The organism is Mesorhizobium sp. L103C105A0 (genome assembly GCF_000502215.1).
Taxonomy (GTDB): domain Bacteria; phylum Pseudomonadota; class Alphaproteobacteria; order Rhizobiales; family Rhizobiaceae; genus Mesorhizobium.
Genome location: NZ_AYXF01000010.1, coordinates 305,822 through 323,818, shown reverse-complemented (window position 1 = coordinate 323,818; position 17,997 = coordinate 305,822). Strand labels below are relative to the sequence as shown.

Below are 17,997 nucleotides of genomic sequence, written 5' to 3'. Positions count from 1 at the left end.
AATTCCCGAAAGGAGCCTTCATGCCGCAGCTCGCTGCTCATCAGCTGATCGGAGCCAATTTCAGCTTCCAGCACTTCCCCTTCGATGAGGTCGCCAGGACGATCCGAGGCTTTGGCCTGCGCGAGATCGAGCTGTGGGGGATTGCCCAGCATCTGGACCTGTTCCACGCCACGGACGCACGTGTCGAATCCGTTCGCCGGGTACTCGCCGACAACGAGCTGTCGGCCTGGTGCTTTACGCCTGAGCAGGTGTTGTATCCAATCAACATTGCCTCCGGCGACGCCGCACTGCGCCAGGACAGCATCGAGCGGTTTTGCCGTGCAGCCGACATCTGCGCGGCGCTTGGCGCCCGCTATCTCTTCCTGACGCCCGGCCGGGGCTACGAGAGCGAACCCCGGCAACCGGCATGGGACCGCGCGGTCGGTTCGATCGGCGAGATCGCCCGGCGCGCCGCCGCAAACGGGGTGCGCTGCCTGCTCGAGCCGTTGCAGCGGTTCGAGAGCAACCTCGTCAATGATGCGGCAGGCCTGCGCCAAATGCTGGACGAGGTGGGCGCTGAAAACATCGACGTCGTGCTGGACACTGTCGCCATGGCCACGGCCGGCGACACCGTGGCCGGCTATGTCGACCTGTTCGGCTCGCGGCTGGCGCATGTCCATCTGGTCGACGGCACACCAGGCGGGCATCTGGTGTGGGGGGATGGTACGCTGCCGCTCGGCCACTATGTCAGCGAGCTCGCGCGCCTGGGCTATGCCGGAAAGTTCACCTTCGAGCCGTTCGGCAACGGCTCCTACGCGCTCGATCCGGTAAAAGCCTGGACACGCTGCCTTGGCGCCATCGCGCCATACCTCAATCGCGCAACGGTGCCGGCATGAGGTCGAAGAAGCTTATCGCGGTCGGGGACAATTGCCTTGATGCCTATTTGACCAACAACTTGATGACGGTGGGCGGCAATGCCTTGAATGTCGCGGCGCAATGGCGGCGCAACGGCTGGTCCGCGCGCTATTTCGGCGCCGTCGGGAACGATCCCGAAGGCGACGTGGTGCTTGCCGAGCTGGCAGGTGCCGGCCTATCCCCGGACGACGTCGAACGGCGTCCCGGCGATACGGCCGTCACCTTGCTGCGCGATGAATCCGGCGACCGGAAGTTCCTGCACGAATCCTTCGGTGTGGGCGAAAACTTCATGCCGGCGCCCGCGCATTATGCGGTCATCGCCGCGGCCGACTGGGTGCATCTCGGCACCAACGCCAACAAGCACCTCGTCCAACGATTGGTAGCGGACCATGTGCCGTTCAGCGTCGATCTATCAACCGCCCATATGGCGCTGCCGCTCGACGGTGTCCCGCTTTTGTTTGCGTCCGGACCGGACGATGTCGATGTTCCCATCGAGCCGTCGCTGGGCGCGCTCAGGAAGGCCGGCGCAAGGCAGGTGGTTTTGACCTGTGGTCGACGCGGCTCGTACTTCGACGATGGCACGAATGTCGTGCATGCGCCGGCGACGCTTGTCGATGTCGTGGATACGTGTGGCGCCGGCGACAGTTTTATTGCCACCTTCCTCGCCGGCTTCCATTTCGGCGGCCTTGGCGCCCTGGAGGCATTGCACAGGGCGTCGATCGCGGCGGCACAGACCTGCACCCATCTCGGCGGGTTTCCTCAGAGACCGCGTCCGATACCCGATTGGCTGCGAGCCAAATATGCCAGCTTCATTGTCGATGCGCAGGGAGCCCAAGCGTGAGTACACTTCGTTTGCGGCAGCCTGCGGTCGCGCTTGCATCTGACCGGTCGTTTTGGCTGCAGGACATTACCGCCGCCCCTGCGACCGAGCCATTGCGAGGCGACGAGCGCGCCGACGTGGTGATCGTCGGTGGCGGCTATACCGGTCTGTGGACCGCGCTGCGGATCCTTGAACTGGCGCCGCAAACGCGGGTGGTCATCCTTGAAGCCGATCTGTGCGGATCGGGGGCCTCGGGGCGCAACGGCGGTCAGGTCCATTCATGGTTCGCCGAAATCGACCAGATCAGTGCGGTCGTCGGTCTCGAGGAAGCGCGCCTGCTGTGCGCCGACACGGTGGCATCGATCGCGGAGCTGAAGGCGCTGCAGCAAAACGGCACCATAGACATGGACCTGAGGCTGGACGGATGGTTGTGGACCGCAAGCTCCATTGCGCAGGAAGGCGCCTGGGAGACCGCCGTGGCCTTGACGGCGGCTGTTGGAGAAAACCGTTTCAGCCCGCTGACGGCCGAGGACATTCAACGCCGCACCGGTTCATCGGCCTCCTATGTCGGCGTCGTCGAGACCACCGCCGGCACGGTCCATCCCGCCAAACTTGCCATCGGATTGCGCAAGCTGGCACTGGCACGCGGCGTCATCATCCACGAGCGCAGCCCGGTCCTCGCCATCGAACCCGGCATGACATGCACGGTGCGCACGGGGCATGGCGCGGTACGGGCTGACAAAATCGTGCTTGCCGCCAACGCCTGGCTTTCGGCGCTGCCGGAACTGCGGCGGCATCTTTATGTGGTCGGCAGCGAGGTGATTGCCACTGCTGCCATTCCCGAACTGCTCGACAGCATCGGCTGGCGCGACGGTGCCTCGATCTGCGATTCCCAGGCCCAGGTGCTCTACTACCAGCGCACCATGGGGGGCAGGGTGGTCTTCGGTCGTGGCAGCGGCAACGTCGCCTTCAGTGGAAATTTCGGCGCCAGCTTCAACCGCAGCCCGGAGCACGGCCGCGACAATATGCGAGAGCTGCATCGGGTCTACCCGTCGCTGCGCGGTGTGGCGATCGAATATGACTGGTCGGGGCCGATCGACTGCGTGCCTGAACACGTTCCTGTCTTCGACCACCTGCGCGATCATCCCAATATCTTCTACGGCATGGGATTTAACGGCACCGGCATCGCGCAGACGCCGATAGCCGGACGCATTCTGGCGAGCCTGGTGCTCGAGCGAAAGGATCGCTGGAGCGAAAGTGGTCTGGTCGGCATCGAGCGGCGCATGTCGCTGCCGCCCGAGCCTTTGCGTTATCTCGGCGCCAGGCTTGTCCGCGCCGCGGTGCGCCGCAAGAACGAGGCCGAGATCCGCAACCGCAAGGCCGGCAAGATCAGCAGTCTTTTGGCGGCCCTGAAGCCAGGCAGGCGCAAGAAGTAGCCGGGCATCTGGCTCATCGTCACGCTCTTCAAACCATGAGCCGGCACGTGCCGTCCCGATGGCGGTGGACGTGGCATTGCGATCAGGGTGTTTGCTGGGCTTCATTGACCCGTATCAGTCTTAAAGCGGGGGTGCGTCGACCTTGGCTCCCTAGCGTATTCAATGTGGGCCGTATCGCCGTCACACCTATGCTTGGCGCACTTGCGGCTTTCCATTCAAGGGCGGGCCAACGGATCCGCGTGCAATGATGGCGGTCGGCAAAACGAGCTTTTCCGCCGGGCGGGAATCTCCCTTCAATCGCCGGATGAGCAATTCCGCGACGCTCTTGCCAAGCGCGTAGACGGGCTGGTCGATAACGGTGATGGGCGGCGTGGTGACGCTCGTCCAGTCCGCATCATGGAAAGTGATGAGCGAAATGTCGTCGGGAACCCGCAGGCCGCGCTCGCGGGTCACCTTGAAGATCTCCAGCGCAATGACGCTGTCGGAGGCGAGGATCGCCGTCGGCCGATCCGGCGCCGACAGCATCTCGCCGGCAACCCTGCGCGTTTCGGTGGGGCTTGTGGCGCCAAGGCGGACATAGCGTTCTGGCCGATCAAGTCCGGCCTCTCGGCACACGGTGAGGAAACCGTCGATGCGCTCACGGACCGACGAGGTGTAGATCTGCCCGAGATCCCGGTACTCGTGCCCTTCGGCGTCGACCGCGGTTACATAGGCGATGTTACGGTGGCCGGCATCGGCTAGAAAGCGGGTCGCCAGCATGGCGATGCCGCGATCGTCGGTCGTGACCGTATCGACATCCAGATCTGCCAGCGCCCTATCCAGCAGGGCAAGCGGTCGGCCCGAGCGGTGGATATCGCGCAGGTGCGCGATGTCGCGCGATTCCGACGGCGTGACGATCAGCCCGTCGACGCGCTTGCCGATGAGCAGTTTCACGGCCGCCTTTTCCGCCTCGATCTTCTCGCCGGAATTGGCCAGGATGACGTTGAACCCGGCTGCCTTTGCCGCGTCGCTGATGCCGCGTACCGCGAGGCTGAAGAACGGGTTCTCGATGTCGCCGACGACCACGCCGATGATGCCGGAGCGGCCGGTCGTCATGCTGCGGGCCAACTCGTTCGCACGATAGTCCAAGGCCTTGGCCGCGGCCATGACTTCCGCGCGGATCATGTCGCTGACGACGCCGTATCCGCCGAGCACGCGCGCGGCTGTCGCTTTCGAAACATTGGCCGCACGGGCGACGTCGCTGACCGTTATCGACGGGGTCTTGGGGGCGGTTCTTTTCATTGGATGACGACTACAAGAGTTGTTGACGGGAGGTCAATGTGGCGATAACGATTATCAAAGAGACCGGTCTCATGCAATATGAGACCGGTCTCTTTAGAAGGAGTGGAGCCGAGAGGCGTGACGGACCGTAATCTCGTCAAGGGCATGTCGGGGCGCCAGATGGCGGCTCGACGCAAATACCAAGAAGAACAGACCTTCAGAGTGGAGAAAGACATGAGCAGGAAAGAAATTCTCAAGTCGTTGATGTGCCCGGTCAGAACCGGCGCAATGGCTCTTATGGCGATGTGCGTCGGCGCTGGGCTGGTTTCAGGAGTGGCCGCCGCGGATGACAATCCCTATGGCCTCATTGATGCGAAGGTCATCAGCGTCGGGACCATGGGCGATGCCAAACCCTACGCTTTCACCCAGGCCGATGGGTCGTTCACCGGCTTCGACATCGAATTGTTCCGCAACGTCGCGAGCCGCCTTGGATTCAAGCCCGACCAGGTGATCTTCACCGGCCAGGAATTCTCGGCGCTGATGCCTTCCGTTGCAAACGAGCGCTTCGATGTCGCGGTCGCGGCAATCGGCACGACGGAAGCACGCAAAAAGACCGTCGACTTTTCCGACGGGTATATCGCAGGCTATCTGTCCGTGCTTACCGCCGACAAGGCGATCACGTCGGCGGACGGGCTCAAGGGCAAACGTCTCGGCGTCGTGCAAGGCACGCTCCAGGAAATCTACGCGGCGAAGAATTTTGTCGGAACCGATCTCGTCAAATTCCCCGACAACAACTCCGCCGTTTCGGCGCTTAACAACGGAACCGTAGATGCCCACTTCCTCGATTACGAGGCTGCCAAGGACTATGGCGTTCGCTATCCGAACCTGAAGATCGCGGTCAATATTCCTTCCTTTGACGCGCCGGCCGGCTTCGTCCTGCGCAAGGGCAACGACAAGCTCCGCAATGCGCTGAACACCGCCCTTCACGCGGCCATGCAGGACGGCACCTGGAAGACGCTTTATGAAAAGTGGTTCCCCGGCTCGCCGATGCCCGACCAGTATCTTCCCAAGAAGTAGACCGTACCCGGCCGCTGGCTTTCATGCCGGCGGCCGGATTACGCCGCCGTCCTTGATGCGGACGATGTAAATAGCGCAACCAAAAGGGGGGCGAATGAACTGGCTCGAAAACCTGCGGCGCAGTTTCCTCGACTGGCAGGCAATGGCGGACGTGCTGCCCAGCATGATCACCATCGGATTGAAGAACACCTTGATCCTCGCCGCCGCGTCGACGGTACTGGGTGTCATCCTCGGCATGATCCTGGCGGTCATGGGCATCTCGCAATCGCGCTGGCTGCGCATTCCGGCGCGGGTCTACACGGATATTTTCCGTGGCCTGCCGGCGATCGTCACCATCCTGCTGATCGGCCAGGGCTTTGCCCGCATCGGCCGTGAAATCTTCGGGCCTTCGCCCTTTCCGCTCGGCATTCTTGCGCTGAGCCTGATCGCCGGCGCCTATATCGGCGAAATCTTTCGCTCGGGCATCCAGAGCGTCGAGCGCGGGCAGATGGAGGCCTGCAGGGCGCTCAGCATGAGCTACGGCCAAGGCATGCGCCTGATCGTGATCCCGCAAGGCATCCGCCGCGTCTTGCCGGCCCTCGTCAACCAGTTCATCGGCAACGTCAAGGATTCAAGCCTTGTCTACTTCCTCGGTCTGCTCGCCTCGGAGCGCGAGATCTTCCGTGTCGGTCAGGACCAGGCAGTGGTCACTGGAAACCTCTCGCCATTGCTTCTGGCCGGCGTGTTCTATCTCGTCATCACCGTGCCGTTGACCCATGTGGTCAACTACATCGACAACTCGCTGCGGGTCGGAAAGCAAAAGGCCGGCCTCGTCATCAGCGGCCTGGCCGAAGTGAGCGAACTGGAGGGCGCCACCGGCAGTGCACTTTCGGAGGCCGGCTCTGATGCCCGCTCAGCGCTGCCCCGCTTCAAGGGCGGCAGTCTCGCCATTACCGATCTCGACATGGCCTATGGCGACCTCGATGTTCTCAAAGGCGTCAGCCTGGCAGTCAAGCCTGGCACGGTCACATGCGTGATCGGCCCATCAGGTTCGGGCAAGTCGACCCTGCTGCGCTGCCTCAACCGCCTGGTCGAGCCCAAGGGCGGTGAGGTGTTGCTCGATGGTGCGAGCATCCTGGCGATGAAGCCTGAAAAACTGCGCCGGCGTGTCGGCATGGTTTTCCAGCAGTTCAATCTGTTCCCCGACCACACCGCGCTCGAAAACGTCATGCTGTCGCTGACCAAGGTAAAGGGGCTCCCTGTACAGGAAGCTGAGCGCATCGCCGAGGCGCGCCTTGCCGACGTCGGGCTTGCGACCCGCAAACACCATCGTCCAGGGAGCCTTTCCGGTGGCCAGCAGCAGCGTGTGGCAATCGCTCGTGCATTGGCGATGGACCCGGAGGTCATCTTGTTCGATGAGGTAACGAGCGCACTCGATCCAGAACTGGTGAAGGGTGTGCTCAACCTCATGGCGGATCTCGGCCGGCGCGGCATGACAATGGTCGTGGTGACGCATGAAATGGGCTTCGCCCGCAAGGTCGCCGATCAGGTCGTCTTCATGGATGAAGGCCGCATCATCGAGGCCGGCACGCCTGCCGCGATTTTCGACACGCCGAAAAGCCCGCGTCTGAAGCACTTCCTTGCCGAAGTGCTTTGATCACGCATGAGCCCTTCAAGACGGCCGCCCAAACCAACCTCCACCAGTGAAAGATATCTCATGGCTGCATCACATCAGGTTTCCAAGGTCGTTGTTGTCGGCGGCGGCATTTTTGGCGTCTCCTCGGCCGTTCATCTTGCAAGGCTCGGCATCGAGACCGTGCTGGTCAATGATGGACCGCTCGCCAAGGGAGCTTCCGGCCGCTCGCTCGCCTGGATCAATTCGGCGCGCAGGCGCTCGGCTGAATATCATCGCCTGCGCATGATCGGTATCGACCGCTACCGCAGTTTGTCGGCGCGATGCCCGGATGCCGCCTGGCTGCGTTTCGACGGTGGCCTGACGTGGGATGCGGACGATGCCTCAAACGAGATCGCCGATGTCTTCGCTCACGAAAAACGTCTCGGCTATGATGCGCAGCATCTGTCCGCGGACGCCATAAGGTTGGTCACGCCGGGTGTCTGCGCAAGCGCTGTCACGCCTCAAGGCGCGATCTTCAACGCGGGTGAGGGCTGGGTCGACCTGCCGTCGCTGATCGAAATATTGATCGCGGAATTCGTGGAGCGGGGCGGCCAGGTGGTCACCGAGGCCGGAAGCGCTACCGTCACCGTCGCCAACGGCCGCGCCACCGGCGTCACCACCACCAGCGGGATCAGCTTCGCCGCCAACGCGGTGCTTCTGGCGACCGGTGCGGATGTGCCGCGAATGGTCGCCGTGGCCGGTCAGCGTATTGCCGATGGGACACCAATCGCGCTGCTGGTCAGGACCAAGCCAGTCGACTTGCCGCTACGCGCCGTGCTCAACACGCCGCGCGTCGCCATCCGGCCGACGCCTGATGGCGCCCTCGCGCTCGATTCTGCCTGGTCGGAAGAAGAGGTGGTAGTCAATCCGGACGGGACTTATCGCGTAAAAGCATCGACCATCCAGGGGCTTCTCGACGAAGCGTCGAATGTTCTCGACGGTCATCCGAAATTGGAATTGGAGAGCTACGGTGTCGGGCCCAAGCCGATCCCCGGAGACGGCGAGCCGGTCTTCGGCCAGTTGCGGGACATCGAGGGGTATTACGTCGCCTTCAGCCACAGCGGCGCAACACTTGGCTTGATTGCCGGCGAACTGCTTGCAACCGAGATCGCCACCGGAACAGAGCACCCACTCCTTGCAAGCTTTCGACCGTCTCGATTTTCACTTTAGCCTGCCAATTCGCCTCGGAATGGGATGTAATGTGGCATGCCTGAAGTTTCGCTAGCCGAGACGGCGGCCGCCTGGCCGCTTACGCGCACCTGACAAGCGAATATGTTCCGGAACATTTTCTCCACGTTGAAGTTGGACAGCGCCAGGACCGTCGTTCGTTCAAGCTCAACCAGCGCTGAGAAATTCCATGACCAACCAACACCCCAAGACTAAACAGCCCACGGACAAGGATCTGCGAGACAACCCGGGAATCGGCACCTCGAAGGGCGCGGTCAAGGGCGGCGATATGCTCGACGAGAACGATGCTCTCGATGGGGACAATACGTTCGAAGGCGATGTCGAGAACGATGTCACGCCTCAGGGCGGCATCAATCCTGACCAGACCGGACGCACGAACAAGTAGGAGGCGCCTTGCCATGGCCGGCCGGAAGACCCACGAGCAGCAGCTGCGCATCATCGAAAAGCGCGAGAACACCAGCAATGCCGGCGACGATTTCAATGCCGAGGATGAGCTGAAGAGAACCAAGCAGGAGCGCGAGGCGCGGCAAGGCGGCGCCAATCTACGCGACGAGGGCGTGGAATTGACCGACAAGGATGATCGCCAGATGATCCGCGGCGAAAACCAGGAGAGCGAGCACCACAAGCGCAGGCAGGACGACTAAGCCTGTCGTCTTTAAGGCTATCGAGGAGCCATGCCAGACTACCGGCACGCCAGGCACCGCATGGTCGAAGCGCACATCGCCCGCCGCGGTGTGCGCGACGAACGAGTCCTTTCGCCACTGAGGCGGAATCCCGCGCGGGAAATTCGTCAACGAGGGGTGCGAGGAGTTCGCCTATGGGGACGGTCCGGGCGGCGTTGCGCTCTGGCTATAGGGACCTGCGAAGACGCGACCTGAACATCGGCCAGCTCTGCCGCGAGCGCTTTTGGCGATCAGGCAGCCTCAGCCACTACATGCAAGCTCGGCCTCGCAGCAGTTCGATGCCTTGGTCTGTTCGATCGCACCTCGCCTGTTCAGCCGCTGACTGCCGAACAGCGCCTCATCGGGTGGTACTGACAAGTTTGCCTTCGGCACCTGACTAGGCGGCCTTGCCTTCGGGCACGGAACATCTCACCGACTTTCTGGTTAGGCAGGCCGGATGAAGGGAGCTTTGCGCATGGCCACTAATTTGGAAGACGGCAAGACCGCTCAATCTTCCGACGAGTTGCATGGCGGCAATCGCGGCGGCGACAAGGACCAGCGTAAGACTGACAAGACCGCGAACAAGAGCAGCCAGGCGGCGGGATCCGCATCGCGGTAGGACTGAGACATGGCGACCGCCGCGGACATCCTCATCGAGACGCTGATCGACTGGAACGTCGATATCATCTTTGGCCTGCCGGGCGACGGCATCAATGGCATCATGGAGGCGCTGCGCAGGCGGCAGGACCGCATCCGCTTCATTCAGGTGCGGCACGAGGAATCCGCGGCGTTCATGGCGTGCGCCTACTCAAAATGGACAGGCAAGCTCGGTGTCTGCCTCGCAACTTCCGGCCCTGGCGGCACACACCTCCTGACGGGACTCTACGATGCCAAGCTCGACCAAGCGCCGGTGCTCGCCATTACCGGCATGCAGTTCCACGACCTCATCGAGACCTTCACCCAGCAGGATGTCGACTTGACGCGCGTCTTCAGCGATGTCGCCGTCTTCAACGCGCAGGTCTCCGACGCGGCGCATATGGAAAGCCTGGCCGGTCTCGCCTGCAGGTCGGCGCTGGCACGTCGCGGCGTTGCGCATCTGTCGATCGCCAGCGATGTGCAGGAGCACACGCTCGACCAGGCCAAGCGCTCGAAGCGCAACAAACCGTCGCATACGCCGGATCGTTGGTTCGAAGGAAGCAGGCTTCCCGACGAAGAACAACTTGCGAAAGCCGCCGAGATCCTGAACGGGGCGACGAAGGTCGCGATCCTCGCCGGTCGGGGCGCGCTTGGTGCCAGGCACGAGTTGGAAGAGACGGCGGAGCTGGTTGGTGCCCCCGTCGCAAAGGCCTTGCTCGGTAAGGCTGCCTTGCCCGACGATCACCCGCTGACGACTGGCGGCATCGGAATTCTCGGCACGCTGCCGTCGCAGGAAATCATGGAGGAATGTGACGCGCTGCTCGTCGTCGGCTCGACCTTTCCCTACATCGAATACTACCCGAAGCCGGGACAGGCGCGCGGGGTGCAGATCGAGCGCGACCCGCAGCGCATCGGCCTGCGCTATCCCGTTGAGGCCGGCCTTGCCGGCGATGCCGCCGTGACGCTGCGATTGCTGAACAAGCGCCTGAAGCGCAAGGATGATCGCAGCTTCCTCGAGAAGGCGCAGGCGGGCATGCGACGCTGGCGCGAGATGATGGCGCAGTCGGAGCAAAAGGCCGCCACTTCGCTCAAGCCCCAGGTGGTTACACGCGCATTTGGGAAACGATTGCCCGATGATGCGATCCTGGTTGCCGATTCCGGCCAGAACACCGAGATGGCGGCCCGCCATATCGAGCTGCGTGACGGGCAGGCCTTCGGCGTCTCGGGCGCGCTGGCCTCGATGGCATGCGGACTGCCCTATACGATCGCCGCGGGCCTGGCCTTTCCCGGCCGGCCGGTCTTCGCGGTCGTCGGCGACGGCGGTCTCGCGATGCAACTCGGCGAGTTCTCGACGGCAGTTCGGTACCGGGTCCCACTCAAGGTGCTCGTGCTCAAGAACGGCATGCTCAATCAGATCGCCTGGGAGCAGATGATGTTCCTCGGTAACCCGCAATTCGCCTGCGAACTCCAGCCCATCGACTTCGCCATGGCCGCCGAAGCCATGGGCGGCATCGGCTACAGCGTCTCTCGCGCCGAGGAGGTGGAAGGCGTTCTCGACGCTGCCCTGGCTGCTGAGGGTCCGGTGGTCATCGAGGCCGTGGTCGATCCGTACGAACCGATGATGCCACCGAAGATGCCACCGGATTATGCGAGAAATTTCCGCAAGGCGCTACCGGATACCCCCGGACGCGCGGAAATCGAGGCGAATGTGGCGCAAGAGCCGCTGAGGTCGATGATTACCGCCGGCGACAAAGACTGACCACACGCAAGAAGGAGCACGAGTTGAACAAGACCGACAGCGGCACCGCAAATCGCAGTTCGCCGGACCTCATGGGCGGCGACCAAGCGTGCAAGGCCGAGGAATGGGGCGGTGGCTCGAAAGCCGCCAAGGGACCGATCACGGAACCGGATCGACACAACCGCAACTCCAGCCAAAAAAGGACCTGACATGCAGGATGCCCAGCAGAAATATCCTCAGCCGCCGCTTCCCGAACAGCAGCAGGACATGCCCGGCTACACCGACGAGATGGATCCACGGCCCGACCACGGAGAGGAGAGCTATCGCGGCAGCGGTAAGCTGACGGACCGCGTCGCGCTGATCACCGGCGCGGACTCGGGCATCGGCCGGGCGGTGGCTATCGCGTTTGCACGCGAAGGCGCCGACGTCATCATCTCCTACCTTGAAGAGGACGAAGATGCGCAGGAGACGGCGCGCTTGGTCGAGGAAGCGGGGCGCAAGGCGGTGCTCGCACGCGGCGACATCTCGGACGAAATCTTCGCGCGGTCGCTTGTGCAGCGAGCTATCGATGAATGCGGGCGCCTGGACATCCTCGTCAACAATGCAGCCCACCAGGCGTCGTTCGAGAAGCTGGAGGACATCAGCGCGGAGGAATGGGATCTCACCTTTCGCACCAATGTCTATGCGATGTTCTATCTGTCCCAGGAAGCAGTGAAGCACATGGAACCCGGCTCGACCATCATCAACACATCCTCGATCAACGCGACCAGTCCATCGCCGGCACTGCTTGCCTACGCCACTACCAAAGGAGCGATCGCCAACTTCACCGCCGGACTAGCAGGACTGGTAGCTGAACGCGGCATTCGGGTAAACGCGGTCGCTCCCGGGCCGATTTGGACGCCGCTGATCCCGTCGACAATGCCCTCTGAGAAGGTCAAGGAGTTCGGCAAGAACACGCCGCTCAAGCGTCCCGGGCAACCGGCAGAGCTTGCAGCGACCTATGTGCTGCTTGCCTCGGAAGGATCGAGCTACACCACCGGCGCACTCTACGAGGTCACCGGCGGACGGCCGATGCTTTGAGCGAGCGTACCTGCCAGCTCCACGGCGCCCACTCCCCGTAGCACACCGACATGTGGCGAGGCTCATGCCGATCAGGATCGCGGACAACCGCCACGTCCGCAAACTGGTCGAGGCGGATGCCGAAGCCTCCCACCAGACCCTGAACCGGAGGTTGGTAGACGGGAAGCTGACTTCATTCCGGGTTCAACCGGAGCGTCAGCTTTCGGGGAGGGGCAAACGCTGGGTGAATGTCCCCGATAGGCGCATTGCAGCCATGCCGCCGTCGCGTTGTGAGACTGATTTGGCGACCAGCAAAACAGCAGCCTCTACGACTCGTCCCTCTCATCGCGCAAATTAGACACAACGCGGCGGTTCTGCGACCTGCAGGCGGAGTCGGGGCAGTCGCGGACCAGCCTGTCCTTGCCGTAGCCCTTGGCCCACATGCGGTTCCGGTCTATGCCGCCGGCGGCGAGGTAGTCCATCACCGCATCGGCGCGCTGCTGTGACAGCGCCGTTTCGCTTGCGCCGGGATCGTCGGCGAAACCCTGCAGCTTGAGCAGCCAGCGCGGATGCTTTGTCAACCAGGCGATCTGGGTGTCGAGGGTGGCCTTGGCGACAGAATCGAGCGCGGCCGAACCTTTCGTGAAGTAGGTGCGGCGGCCGACATTGAGGATAAAATCCTCCTCGCTGCCCGGCTGCACGTTCTGGAAGCCGGCAATCTCGGCGTTGGTGACGTCGGGCGTCGACGGGGCCAGCGTGTTGCTGGTCGAGCAGGATGTGGCCACAACCAGCAGGCCGGCGGCGAGCAGCCGGCGCGTGTTTTCAATCATGCGGTTCATGATGCGCCAATCATTCGACAGTGGTGGAAGCGGGCGCCTGGTCGGCGATGTGCGGCAGGACCTCCACCGCGGTGCCGATCGGGCACCGCTGGTAGAGGTCGATGATGTCTTCGGGGAACATGCGGATGCAGCCGCTGGAAGCGTCGGTGCCGATGCTCCATGGCTCCAGCGTGCCATGCAAGCGGTAGCCGATGTCGGCGCCGTCGCGGTACAGATAGAGCGCTCGCGGCCCGAGCGGATTGTTGGACGCGCCGCCCGCGATCATGGGCGGCAGGTCCGGCTTGCGCTCGCGCATTTCGGGGGGCGGGACCCATTGCGGCCACAGCGCGCGGCGATCGATCGTCGCGCGGCCGTACCATTTGAAGCCTTCCTTGCCGACGCCGACGCCGTAGCGGATGGCAGTCTTATTTTCCATGATGAGGTAGAGGAAGTGGTGGCGGGTATCGACCACGACGGTGCCGACCGGCTCGCTGCTGAAATACTTGACGATCTGGCGATGCCATCTCTTGTCGATCTTGGCGAAGTTGGTCTTGCGATAGACGAAATCGTTATCGCTGGCGGTACCGGCGAAAAAGGATTTTGCCCCCGCGGCTTGAACAATATTGCTGGTTCCGCCGACCGCGACCAGCGCCAGACCGCCGAGCACGACACCCCTGCGTGATAAAACCATCGGCAATCCCCCATGCCTTAAGCCTGGCGAACCATAGTTGAGAATGATTTCGGCTCAAAGTGGAAAAATGCTGCAGTGGGTGGGCCGCAAGCGGTCTGTCCGCTTGACGGCAAAATAGCGACTGCCCGCCGGCTCACGCCGGCGAGCTTTTTTGTGCGGACGGGAACATCCTCGCTCCAAGGGTGTTCTGTCACACCCGGCTCGTTCTTCATCGGTCGTGCCGGTGACCAAGATGTCCCCTCATTCATCATGGTCGGCCCGCGCAGCCTTGACCGCACGCGCGGGCCATCCCATCACAAGGCCCGCTGGCTCACGCTGGCGGGTTTTTCCGCGTCCATGCGCCGACACTCATCTTCGCATGCCTGTCACAACGAGCCAGGCGGATTCCAGTATCCGCACGCGGCGAGGAGGACTTGCGACATGCCTCGCTGCGGGATTTTCGCGATGAGTCTACCTGGCTCCCGCTGAACGCCATGGCCTGACCACCGGGCGCGTTGGACGACCTTCAAGTCGAAAAAGCCCGCGGCAATCGCACCTTAGGCGAAGAGGCTTTGCTTTGTTGATGCAGTTGTCATCGCATCAATCGTGGGTAGCAACGCGGTTGTTGCGTGTTGTTGGAGAGATGGGGTTTCCCGAAAAGAATGAACATGCGCAGACAAAAGAAGCGAGCAGGATGGCCGTGAGTACATCTGCCAAATATCTATTACCTCATATGCGCTCGCTCCTCGGAAGGCGATCCCGCCACCCTCTCGACAGTGAAGATGGCGGGATCTCAACCGGCGACAAGGGACTTCGATCGACGGTGGGTTTCCAATTCGGCGTCCGGCTGCGTGTTCCGCCGTTCGGGCTTCTTCCAACCGCCATCAGACGCAAGTCCTATCCCATAAGACTGATGGCCAAATTCGGAACATCCGCTGAAGCATTGCGTTCGGCAGCGTGAAACCCCAAGGCAAAGGATGACTAATCATGTCGAATTGCGAGACTGCAAAATCACATTCGTTAGGAAATCGCGTGGCTGATCTCACAGCCAAGATGCGTGAAGCGCAGATTGACGCGGGTGAAATGATGGCCTTCCACAAGGTTGCAACTATGTTGGAGGACAGCCAAGGACGTATCAATGGCGACGACTTGATCGCCGCATCCTTCGTTCTGCTGGAGGACCGGGCGCCCGAGTGACCCTGCGTTGGTCGGCTTCGATCGTTCCTTGATCAGCACTGCGCAGCCTTTTTTTGTCACGGCTGGCGTCTCGCGGGACTGCGGGAATAACGCAAGGCTGGAGGGTGCTGTTAGGGCCGCCGCGCCTATAGCCAAGAGACACCGCTTCGAATTCGACCGCCAGGCGCTCGCCCGCTTTGTCCGAGGGAGGGCATTCACTTTGAAGGCAGCTACGGCGTGTCCTCGCTATCAGTGCCATGCATGCTGGAGCCATGCATGAAGGACTGGATCTCGTCCGCATCGATCTTGCCGTCACCATTCTCGTCAATGCTACTGAACATCCTGCCCACCGCGCGTTGAACCTCGTCCTCGGAAACCGATCCGTCGCCATCGGTGTCCAACAGCCCGAACATCAGTCGCATGCCGGCACCGCGCATCAGCTGATGATGCCAGCGTCCAGCCATTCTGTGTCCACGATCGCGGCCACCGTGGTTCTGCCAACGGCCGCCATCTTCATCGTGGCGGTCAGCACCCTCGTTGCGATCGCCTTGATAGTTGCGACTATCTTCCTCGCGGAAACCTTCTTCGGAACCGCGATCCTGCTGCATTCTCTCCCGGACAGCTTGCTCAACCATCTGGCGGATCATTTCGCGTGTTGGTGCATCCGCTTGTCCGGTCGCATCCGGCAACTGTCCGGCGGCCGGCGGTTCGGTTGCCGGAGCGGGTGCAGGTGTCGAGGGTGATGGTGTTCCGCTTTTCTGGGCGAGCGCGGGGGAGGTCAGGGCAATGAAAACGGCGGCCGCGGCCGTCGTGCTGTGTGGAAATCTCATGGCATGCTCCATCAGTGCCTTCGCTTGGAAGGCCAAACTGGAGCTCGATCTGATTGTTCCCCGAAGGGGATCAGGTCACGGCGAAGTTACAGGGCATGCCCCCCGTCTGAGGTAGATCAGGGTCTTCGCCAGGGAATAATTTCGGCTCTTCTTCCCTAGGCACAAGAGGAAGCCGGCGCCCATTTTGCGGGCAATGAACGTTGGACATTCGGCCTCGCCAATTTTCTGCCAGTCGATCATACCGACGCACCAATTCCCTCTGCGTCCTCTCCTTTCGTGGGACGGAAGCCGTTTCGACCGCACGCCGTCAATCGCGAATCCCGCGTCCATATGCTGCGCGGCCATGATGCATATCTTTTATGTCACGGACCTCTGTCGTCTGGACACCATGGTAGCCAGCGCTAAATCAGAGCAATGCGACGCCTCCTGCTGGGACTTACAGTTTTTCTCTTTTGGACCACGTTGCTTCAGGCCGAGGCGTGGCAGCCCTTCGGCGTCCGACAGCTTGGCTTTAGTTTCGATATTCCTCCGAATTTCGTCCTGACCCAGAATTCGGAGCAGGGCGCGGCTTTTCAGGGCCCAAGAGACGCGTTTCTGGTCGTTTGGGGCGCGCGACTGGGCAAAGCAAGTTTTCGCGCCGAGATTGAACATCGCATGATCGAGGACGAAAAGGCCGGTTGGCGACTGACCTATCGGCGCCTAGCCCCGAAATGGGCCAGCTACTCCGGGGTCAAGAATGGCGAGATTCGCTACGTCCGTGCAATTATGGTCTGCAACCGGCGTGCCGCGCTTTTCACAATGAATTATCGGAAATCCGAAAAGAAACCGTATGACCCTGTTGTTGTGCGCATGGTCCGGTCCCTGAGAGCGGAAGGATGTTAGCCAGCAAAGAGCGGGGTTGCCGTACTGTGCTTCCCTCGGCTAAGGGCCCGACCCAGCGGTAAACCGGGCTCCCCGATAGCCCCGCCCAGTCACATGAAAGCAGGCAGCGGCAGGTATGCGGCCGGACGCTCTCACGCTGGCCCAACCGCTCAAAGCCGTTCACCGAAAAGCTGCTTGGTGCGGTCGCGCGCTAGACCTAGCACTGAGCCATTCCCGCTCTGGCTGGGTAGCGCCTCAGCTCCGTACGCGTTCATACCATGAAACGGGTGGGGCGAACGTCCTGATAGAGCTACGGCTGTAGAAGCGCGCCGCCAAACTGCGCCCACAAGCGCTCGCACTCTCTCGCCCTTAGGCTCGGGGTGCCGGGCGAGCCATAGAAGACCATGGCGCCGCGAATGTCATAGCCAAGCACCGAGGCGTTGGCCACGAACTGGATGGCTCTTCCCAAGCTGGTGATGCCGATGTCGACCTCAGCCTTGTTGGTGAGGTCGACCACACCGAATACTTCCGCATTGGCGCTCCTGCCCGCCAAAACGGCCGTAGACATCGCATCATGCACGGCAAGAAGCATTTCGGTGAGTTGCCCGGTGAAAGGGCTCTACAAACGCTCAAATGTCAGGTTTGTTCCCAACCGGCCTTGGCGGCTTTCCGACTACCAAACTGGGTCCCGCGGCCTCTCATGTGCGTGTAGTTGACATCGTCTGCTGGACCGAACGGTCAAGCCGAAGAGCCCAGTTCCTCTCAGCATCGAGCAGTTCATTCTGCTCAATCAAGCCATTCATAAACAGCCTGAGTATATGCGCAGCTATGCGCTCTCCGTTCTGCGAAGCAAGAGGTAGGGCGCGCTCTTTGCAGACCGTGTGACAAACCTGGGCGAGCATCTCAATCTCGCTTGGCCCCAAAAACCGACCCGGATACAACATACCGTTTTCCTGTTGGAGAGTTGGAATGGCTATCCATTACGCAGGGTCACCGGCAGCCACAATCAACTATGATAGTGAGATGTCGAGTCCCGGTGGAAAAAACAGTGAGGTCCCAAAAGCGGTCGCGCTTGTCTCCGGTTGACAGATGCCTCGACGCTACACCGACCAGCGCTACCGCACCCGCTTCATCGACGCGGCTTTGCAAAGGCCTATGACCAGTTCGCTACCAGCTGCCGGACCGCCCAGGCGAGCATGCCGCCGGCCATTACCGAAA

At 62.0% G+C, this 17,997-nt stretch carries 19 protein-coding genes; 14 read left to right on the top strand and 5 right to left on the bottom strand.

What is annotated here, in order from left to right; genetic code table 11:
- Window positions 1-20 precede the first annotated feature (20 nt).
- From X727_RS141020 to X727_RS141030, 3 genes are read left to right on the top strand one after another with little or no spacing between them, the layout of a single operon-like run.
- Window positions 21-875 carry a sugar phosphate isomerase/epimerase family protein gene (locus tag X727_RS141020; protein ID WP_023699901.1) on the top strand — a complete coding sequence of 285 codons (855 nt, stop codon included), beginning with the start codon at window positions 21-23 and terminating at the stop codon, window positions 873-875.
- A complete protein-coding gene (locus X727_RS141025) occupies window positions 872-1,735 on the top strand; it encodes a PfkB family carbohydrate kinase (RefSeq protein WP_023834951.1) in 864 nt (287 codons plus the stop codon). The genes X727_RS141020 and X727_RS141025 overlap by 4 nt, the downstream gene beginning before the upstream one ends.
- The gene (locus tag X727_RS141030) at window positions 1,732-3,150 is read left to right on the top strand and encodes an FAD-binding oxidoreductase (RefSeq protein ID WP_031204616.1); all 1,419 of its coding nucleotides are present in this window, start codon (window positions 1,732-1,734) and stop codon (window positions 3,148-3,150) included. Before X727_RS141025 ends, X727_RS141030 begins: the two co-directional genes overlap by 4 nt.
- 186 nt (window positions 3,151-3,336) lie before the next feature.
- Here the strand turns inward: X727_RS141030 and X727_RS141035 are convergent, their stop codons facing one another.
- Window positions 3,337-4,431 (bottom strand): LacI family DNA-binding transcriptional regulator, encoded by a 1,095-nt coding sequence (locus tag X727_RS141035; RefSeq protein WP_023834949.1) that lies wholly within the window; start codon window positions 4,429-4,431, stop codon window positions 3,337-3,339.
- A gap of 213 nt (window positions 4,432-4,644) precedes the next feature.
- Between X727_RS141035 and X727_RS141040 the strand changes: the two genes are divergently transcribed.
- The 9 genes from X727_RS141040 to X727_RS141075 all read left to right on the top strand — a co-directional run bounded on the left by X727_RS141040 (window position 4,645) and on the right by X727_RS141075 (window position 12,445).
- Complete coding sequence (locus tag X727_RS141040; RefSeq protein WP_023834948.1) at window positions 4,645-5,487, top strand: ABC transporter substrate-binding protein; 843 nt, start codon at window positions 4,645-4,647, stop codon at window positions 5,485-5,487.
- A 94-nt stretch (window positions 5,488-5,581) separates the two neighbouring features.
- Window positions 5,582-7,123, top strand: a complete 1,542-nt coding sequence (locus tag X727_RS1000000169650; RefSeq protein ID WP_023695154.1) for an amino acid ABC transporter permease/ATP-binding protein — start codon at window positions 5,582-5,584, stop codon at window positions 7,121-7,123.
- 60 nt (window positions 7,124-7,183) lie between these two features.
- Window positions 7,184-8,311 carry an FAD-binding oxidoreductase gene (locus tag X727_RS141050; protein WP_023834947.1) on the top strand — a complete coding sequence of 376 codons (1,128 nt, stop codon included), beginning with the start codon at window positions 7,184-7,186 and terminating at the stop codon, window positions 8,309-8,311.
- A gap of 187 nt (window positions 8,312-8,498) precedes the next feature.
- Window positions 8,499-8,714, top strand: coding sequence for a hypothetical protein (locus X727_RS141055; RefSeq protein ID WP_023667757.1), 216 nt, complete (start codon window positions 8,499-8,501; stop codon window positions 8,712-8,714).
- A gap of 13 nt (window positions 8,715-8,727) precedes the next feature.
- Window positions 8,728-8,973 carry a hypothetical protein gene (locus X727_RS141060; protein WP_023699894.1) on the top strand — a complete coding sequence of 82 codons (246 nt, stop codon included), beginning with the start codon at window positions 8,728-8,730 and terminating at the stop codon, window positions 8,971-8,973.
- A gap of 493 nt (window positions 8,974-9,466) precedes the next feature.
- Window positions 9,467-9,610, top strand: coding sequence for a hypothetical protein (locus X727_RS1000000168630; protein WP_023751762.1), 144 nt, complete (start codon window positions 9,467-9,469; stop codon window positions 9,608-9,610).
- A gap of 9 nt (window positions 9,611-9,619) precedes the next feature.
- The gene (locus X727_RS141065; protein ID WP_023834945.1) at window positions 9,620-11,386 is read left to right on the top strand and encodes a thiamine pyrophosphate-dependent enzyme; all 1,767 of its coding nucleotides are present in this window, start codon (window positions 9,620-9,622) and stop codon (window positions 11,384-11,386) included.
- Between the two features lie 23 nt (window positions 11,387-11,409).
- The gene (locus X727_RS1000000168625; protein WP_023834944.1) at window positions 11,410-11,574 is read left to right on the top strand and encodes a hypothetical protein; all 165 of its coding nucleotides are present in this window, start codon (window positions 11,410-11,412) and stop codon (window positions 11,572-11,574) included.
- 1 nt (window position 11,575) lies between these two features.
- A complete protein-coding gene (locus tag X727_RS141075) occupies window positions 11,576-12,445 on the top strand; it encodes an SDR family oxidoreductase (RefSeq protein WP_023707232.1) in 870 nt (289 codons plus the stop codon).
- Between the two features lie 305 nt (window positions 12,446-12,750).
- Here X727_RS141075 and X727_RS141080 read toward each other — a convergent pair whose 3' ends face one another.
- Window positions 12,751-13,263: an OmpA family protein gene (locus X727_RS141080; protein WP_023667764.1), complete on the bottom strand. Its 513-nt coding sequence runs from the start codon at window positions 13,261-13,263 to the stop codon at window positions 12,751-12,753.
- Between the two features lie 10 nt (window positions 13,264-13,273).
- The gene (locus tag X727_RS141085; RefSeq protein WP_023682764.1) at window positions 13,274-13,933 is read right to left on the bottom strand and encodes a L,D-transpeptidase; all 660 of its coding nucleotides are present in this window, start codon (window positions 13,931-13,933) and stop codon (window positions 13,274-13,276) included.
- Window positions 13,934-14,944: 1,011 nt separating this feature from the next.
- Here X727_RS141085 and X727_RS0134465 point away from each other — a divergent pair.
- A complete protein-coding gene (locus tag X727_RS0134465; RefSeq protein WP_023667766.1) occupies window positions 14,945-15,109 on the top strand; it encodes a hypothetical protein in 165 nt (54 codons plus the stop codon).
- A gap of 209 nt (window positions 15,110-15,318) precedes the next feature.
- Here X727_RS0134465 and X727_RS0134460 read toward each other — a convergent pair whose 3' ends face one another.
- Window positions 15,319-15,918 carry an EF-hand domain-containing protein gene (locus tag X727_RS0134460; protein WP_031204614.1) on the bottom strand — a complete coding sequence of 200 codons (600 nt, stop codon included), beginning with the start codon at window positions 15,916-15,918 and terminating at the stop codon, window positions 15,319-15,321.
- 414 nt (window positions 15,919-16,332) lie between these two features.
- On the opposite strand from X727_RS0134460, the gene X727_RS141090 reads away from it, so the two are divergent.
- Window positions 16,333-16,800: a hypothetical protein gene (locus tag X727_RS141090; protein WP_023753939.1), complete on the top strand. Its 468-nt coding sequence runs from the start codon at window positions 16,333-16,335 to the stop codon at window positions 16,798-16,800.
- Between the two features lie 289 nt (window positions 16,801-17,089).
- Here the strand turns inward: X727_RS141090 and X727_RS141095 are convergent, their stop codons facing one another.
- Window positions 17,090-17,347 (bottom strand): hypothetical protein, encoded by a 258-nt coding sequence (locus X727_RS141095; RefSeq protein ID WP_245274198.1) that lies wholly within the window; start codon window positions 17,345-17,347, stop codon window positions 17,090-17,092.
- Window positions 17,348-17,997: the final 650 nt, after the last annotated feature.